Annotated in this window: 5 protein-coding genes; all 5 read left to right on the top strand. The window is 71.2% G+C overall.

The genetic code is table 11. From position 1 onward, the window contains the following. The first annotated feature begins 262 nt into the window (after positions 1 to 262). The 5 genes from H5J30_RS15390 to H5J30_RS15410 all read left to right on the top strand — a co-directional run bounded on the left by H5J30_RS15390 (position 263) and on the right by H5J30_RS15410 (position 5,746). On the top strand, positions 263 to 1,774 hold the full coding sequence (locus H5J30_RS15390) for a sugar ABC transporter ATP-binding protein (protein ID WP_181788001.1): 1,512 nt from the start codon (positions 263 to 265) through the stop codon (positions 1,772 to 1,774). Next, on the top strand, positions 1,771 to 2,826 hold the full coding sequence (locus tag H5J30_RS15395; RefSeq protein ID WP_181788002.1) for an ABC transporter permease: 1,056 nt from the start codon (positions 1,771 to 1,773) through the stop codon (positions 2,824 to 2,826). The genes H5J30_RS15390 and H5J30_RS15395 overlap by 4 nt, the downstream gene beginning before the upstream one ends. A gap of 434 nt (positions 2,827 to 3,260) precedes the next feature. Continuing rightward, on the top strand, positions 3,261 to 4,280 hold the full coding sequence (locus tag H5J30_RS15400) for an ABC transporter permease (protein WP_220188942.1): 1,020 nt from the start codon (positions 3,261 to 3,263) through the stop codon (positions 4,278 to 4,280). A 57-nt stretch (positions 4,281 to 4,337) separates the two neighbouring features. Then, the gene (gene rhaS / locus H5J30_RS15405) at positions 4,338 to 5,411 is read left to right on the top strand and encodes a rhamnose ABC transporter substrate-binding protein (RefSeq protein WP_181788003.1); all 1,074 of its coding nucleotides are present in this window, start codon (positions 4,338 to 4,340) and stop codon (positions 5,409 to 5,411) included. Beyond that, positions 5,411 to 5,746, top strand: a complete 336-nt coding sequence (locus H5J30_RS15410; protein WP_181788004.1) for an L-rhamnose mutarotase — start codon at positions 5,411 to 5,413, stop codon at positions 5,744 to 5,746. The genes rhaS and H5J30_RS15410 overlap by 1 nt, the downstream gene beginning before the upstream one ends. Positions 5,747 to 5,798 lie beyond the last annotated feature (52 nt).

Genomic DNA, 5,798 nt, shown 5'->3' on the forward strand with positions numbered 1-5,798 from the left:
GCGGCGGTACCCAGGGCGGTGGCGGTGCCGAGGAGTGAACGTCTGCTGATCACGGGGCCCTCCGGGGGACGGCGCGAGCATGAATCGTTTCAGATCACGAAGTTAGGGAGGCGCGGGAGGCGTGTCAAGGGCCCGCGGGGGACGTGACGTTGTCCGGAAACTTTCCATGTCCGACCCATTGACGGGCCTGTTGGGGGAGGTCTAGCTTCCGTGAAAACTCATTGAAACCTTTCATGAACTGCCGACCGCAACGGTGCTGACCATGACAGAAGTGCCCGTCCTGGCCGCGCGCGGCCTGAGCAAGTCCTTCGGGGCCGTACGCGCCCTGCAGGACGTCTCCCTCACGCTGCACGCCGGCGAGGCGCACGCCCTCGCCGGCGAGAACGGCGCGGGGAAGTCCACCCTCATCAAGATGCTCGCCGGCGTCCACCGCCCCGACGCGGGCCGACTGCTCCTCGACGACGCCCCGGTGAGCTTCCACGGCCCGGCCGACGCCCGCGACGCGGGCATCGCCGTGATCTACCAGGAACCCACGCTCTTTCCCGACCTGTCCATCGCCGAGAACATCTTCATGGGCCGCCAGCCCCGCCGCACCCTGCGCCGCATCGACCGCACCTCGGTCCACGACGCCACCGCCGCGCTCATGCGCCGCCTCGGCGTCGACCTCGGCCCCGACCGCCCGGCGCGCGGCCTGTCCATCGCCGACCAGCAGATCGTGGAGATCGCCAAGGCGCTGTCGTTCGACGCCCGCGTCCTGATCATGGACGAGCCGACCGCGGCGCTCACCGGCAGCGAGACCGCCCGCCTCTTCGCCGTCGTCGAGGCGCTGCGCGCCGAGGGCGCCGCCGTGCTGTTCATCTCCCACCGGCTGGAGGAGATCTTCCGGCTCTGCCGCCGCGTCACCACGCTGCGCGACGGCCGCTGGATCGCCACCGACGAGGTCGCCGCCCTCACCGAGGACGACCTCGTACGCCGCATGGTCGGCCGCGACCTGGACGAGCTGTACCCCAAGCAGGACGCGGAACTGGGCGCAACCGCCCTGTCCGTACGGCGGCTGACCCGCGAAGGCGTCTTCCACGACGTCTCCTTCGACGTCCGCCGCGGCGAGATCGTCGCCCTCGCCGGACTCGTCGGCGCCGGCCGCAGCGAGGTCGTCCAGGCGGCGTTCGGCGTCGACACCCCCGACGCCGGCGAGGTGCACGTGGCCGGCCGCCCGCTGCGCCGCGGCTCGCCGACCGCCGCCATGGACGCGGGCGTCGCCCTCGTCCCCGAGGACCGGCGGCAGCGCGGCCTGGTCATGGAGATGTCCATCGAGCGCAACATCGGCCTCACCGGACTCGGCCGCCTCGGCTCCGCCGGGCTCGTCAAGCGGACGCTGGAGCGCGGCAGGGCCGCCGACTGGGCCGCGAGGCTGCGGTTGAAGTACGGGCGGCTCACGGACGACGTGGGGGTGCTGTCCGGCGGCAACCAGCAAAAGGTCGTGCTCGCCAAGTGGCTCGCCACCGAGCCGTCGGTGCTCATTGTGGACGAGCCGACCCGCGGCATCGACGTCGGCACCAAGGCCGAGGTGCACCGGCTGCTCTCCGAACTGGCCGCGGGCGGGCTGGCCGTCCTCATGGTCTCCTCCGACCTGCCGGAGGTCCTCGGCATGGCCGACCGCGTACTCGTCATGCACGAGGGCCGCCTCGTCGCCGAGATCCCCCGCGCCGAGGCCACCGAGGAGACGGTGATGACGGCGGCGACCGGCCGCGGCGCCGGGGAGGCGGCGGCATGAGCGCGACCGTACAGAAGCCCAAGCCCGCCCCCGCGGGCGGCACCGAGCGCTCCGCGCGCTCGCTGGCCGACCTGGTCTTCCGCGCCCGCGAACTGTCCATCGGCGGCGCCCTCGTCGTGCTGATCCTCTGCACCTGGATCGCCAACCCCGGCTTCCTCGACGACCAGGGCGTCAAGGACCTGCTGCTCAACTCCTCGATCCTGGTGCTGCTCGCCGTCGGCCAGTCCGTCGTCGTCATCACCCGCAACATCGACCTGTCGGTCGGCTCCGTCGTCGGCCTGACCGCCTTCGCCTGCGGCGACTTCGTCTCCGGCACCGACCACAGCGCGTTCGTCGTCGTCCTCCTCGGCATCGCGCTGGGCACCGCGTGCGGGCTGGTCAGCGGGCTGCTGGTGAGTTTCGGCAAGGTGCCCGCGCTGGTCGTGACCCTCGGCATGCTCTACGTCATCCAGGGCCTGGACTACTGGTGGGCGGGCGGCGAGCAGATCAACGCCGCCAACCTCCCCGACGACGTCCTCTCGCTGGGCACCGGCAGCGTCCTCGGCATCCCGTACCTGCCGCTGATCACCGCCGCCGTCCTCGCCGGCACCGCGTACTACCTGCGCTGCTACACCGGCGGCCGCGAGCTGTACGCCATCGGCTCCAACCCCGAGGCCGCGCGGCTCGCCGGCATCCCCATCCGCCGCCGCGTGCTCGGCGCGTACGCCTTCTCCGGCGCCATCGCCGGCTTCGCCGGCGCGCTGTGGCTGGCCCGCTTCGGCACCGTCGTCGCGGACGCCGCCAACGGCTGGGAGCTGACCGTCGTCAGCGCCGTCGTCGTCGGCGGCGTCGCCATCACCGGCGGCGTCGGCTCCGTCTGGGGCGCCGCACTCGGCGCCGCGCTGCTCACCACCATCGGCAGCGCGCTGGTCGTGCTCAAGGTCAGCTCCTTCTGGCAGCAGGCCATCACCGGCGTGCTGCTGCTCGCCGCCATCACCACCGACCGCATCGTGCAGCGGCGCACCACCAGCGCGCTGCGGAAGAGGAGGCGGCAGTCAACTCCCCAGCCCTGAAGGGCCGGCTGGCAAGCCGGGTCCTGCACACCGGGTTCGCGCTCCCGACTGCCCTCTACGACAGGACGGTCACGGGTCGCATCTACCACAGGAGAGGAGGTGCTGGTTCCGTTGTGGTACGGGCGTATTGACGAAGCCCACGCCGAGCGTGCACGGTCGCGCGCGTTGACCCCGGCGACGTGGTCGGCCGGGCCGGCGAGCCCGCACCGGCGGTCGCGAGAGGCCGTTCTCCGCTCACGGATGCCGTCGAGCAGTTCGAGGGCGATTCCGCGCCGGGCGTTTGGCGCTGCGGGTCTTCTTCGCCTGGACCGTCCGAACCGCCGTCTGCGCCGACAGGAGGTCGGTGCGGGAGGCGCCGGTGCCTGCACGGCAGCCGGCAACAGCTTCACCTGCACCACGATCACCACCGCCGACCGTAACCGGAGACACTGACAATGCCCGCTGACCAGCCATACCGGCTCCGCCGTCCGGTGAAGTCGCTCGGCACCTACCTGCGGTGGGACACCGCCGTCGGCATCCTGCTGATCGCGGTGTTCCTGGCCGGCACCTCGTCCACCGACGGCTTCGCCTCCACCGGCAACATGTCCGCCGCCCTCAACGACACCGCCGAGATCGCCCTCATCGCGCTGCCGATGACGCTGCTCGTCGTCGCCGGCCAGGTCGACCTGTCCGTCGCCTCCATGCTCGGCCTGTCCAGCGCGCTCGCGGGCTCCCTGTGGGACGCGGGGTACGCCTTCGAGCTGATCGTGCCGGTCTGCCTGCTCGCCGGGGCCGCCGGCGGGCTGCTCAACGGCTGGCTCGTCACCCGCGTCGGGCTGCCGCCGCTGGCCGTCACCATCGGCACCCTCACCCTCTACCGGGGCCTGGCCTCGGTGGTCCTCGGCGACAAGGCCGTTGCGGGCTTCCCCGACACGTACTCCCAGTGGGCCTCCTCCACCGAGACCGTGCCGGGCACCTTCGTGCCGTACCCCATCGCGCTCTTCGCGGTGCTCGCGGTGCTCGCCGCCGTGCTGCTGCACATGACCGGCTTCGGCCGCTCCCTGTACGCCATCGGCGCCCAGGAGGACGCCGCGTGGTTCGCCGGCATCCGCGTCAAGCGCATCAAGCTCGCGCTCTTCGTCGTCTCCGGGCTGATGGCGTCCTTCGCCGGCATCGTCTACACCCTGCGCTACGGCAGCGCCCGCGCCGACAACGGCCTCGGCCTCGAACTCGTCGTCATCGCCTCCGTCCTCCTCGGCGGCGTCGACTTCAACGGCGGCAAGGGCACCCTCGGCGGCGCCGTCGCCGGCGTGCTCCTCATCGGCCTGCTCAACAACCTGCTCACCCTCAACGACGTGGCGAACGAGATCCGCGTGATCGTCACCGGGCTGCTGCTCATCGCCTCCGTACTCGCCCCGCGCGCCGTCTCCGCGCTCGCGGAGCGCCGCAACCGCCGCCTCGCAGCGGCCCCCTGACCCGCCCCAGACCCTCGTCCGCGGTCCCGCGGAACCGAACGCGAAAGGTTCACCCGCATGCGTAACAAGAGCCGCACCCTCGCCGCGACAGCCGCGCTGTGCGCCCTCACCCTGGCGGCCGGCGCCTGCTCCGGCACCACCAAGGACGACGCGGAGAGCGACGCCAAGGAACAGGTCTCCGACGCCACCGCGAACCCGGACGCGCCGCTGAAGAAGGGCCTGAAGATCGCGTTCCTGCCCAAGCAGATCAACAACCCGTACGAGCAGATCGTCGACGAGGCGGGCATCGAGGCGAGCGCGGAGTTCGACGCCGAGGCCAAGGAGGTCGGGCCCTCCGACGCCAAGGCGTCCTCGCAGGTCTCGTACATCAACACCCTCGTCCAGCAGCGCCAGGACGCCATCCTCATCGCCGCCAACGACCCCAACGCCGTCTGCGGCCCGCTCAAGACGGCCATGCAGCAGGACATCAAGGTCGTCGCCTACGACTCCGACACCGCCAAGGACTGCCGCCAGCTCTTCATCAACCAGGCCAGCTCCGAGGAGATCGGCCGCAGCCAGGTGCGGCGCATCGCGGAACAGCTCGACCACAAGGGCGAGATCGCCATCCTGTCCGCGACCCAGAACGCCACGAACCAGAACACCTGGATCGACTACATGAAGGACGAGCTGAAGAAGCCCGAGTACAAGGACATGGAGCTGGTCAAGGTCGCCTACGGCGACGACGACGACCAGAAGTCCTTCCAGGAGACCCAGGGGCTGCTCAAGGCGTACCCGGAGCTGAAGGGCATCATCTCGCCCACCACCGTCGGCATCGCCGCCGCCGCCCGCTACATCAGCTCCTCCGACTACAAGGGCGAGGTCGTGCTCAACGGCCTCGGCACGCCGAACCAGATGCGCAAGTTCATCAAGGACGGCACCGTCGAGGAGTTCTCCCTCTGGGACCCCAAGGACCTCGGCTACCTCGGCGCCTACGCCGCCGCCGCGCTGGCCTCCGGCCAGATCACCGGCAAGGAGGGCGAGACGTTCGAGGCCGGCCGGCTCGGCGAGTACACCGTCGGCAAGGACGGCGAGGTCATCCTCGGCCCGCCGACCGTGTTCGACGAGAAGAACATCGACGAGTACGACTTCTGATGGCCGGCGCCCAACAGCGCCGCGTCTGCTTCCTGCTGAAGGTGCGCGCCGACCGGCTGGCGGAGTACCGCGAGCGGCACGCGGCCGTCTGGCCGGACATGCTCGCCGCGCTCTCCGCCGCCGGCTGGCGCAACTACTCGCTCTTCCTGCGCGACGACGGCCTCCTCGTCGGCTACCTGGAGACCGCGGACTTCGCCGCCGCGCAGGCGGCGATGGCCGCGAGCGACGTCAACGCGCGCTGGCAGGCCGAGATGGTCCCGTTCTTCGAGGCGCTCGACGGCGCCGCGCCGGACGCGGCCTTGTACCCCCTGACAGAGGTCTTCCACCTCGACTGAGGACCCCCACATGAGACTGCTCCCCCGCCCGCTCGTGAAGCCCGCGCTCGTG

It is taken from the genome of Streptomyces phytophilus, assembly GCF_013870535.1.
Lineage (GTDB): Bacteria > Actinomycetota > Actinomycetes > Streptomycetales > Streptomycetaceae > Streptomyces > Streptomyces phytophilus.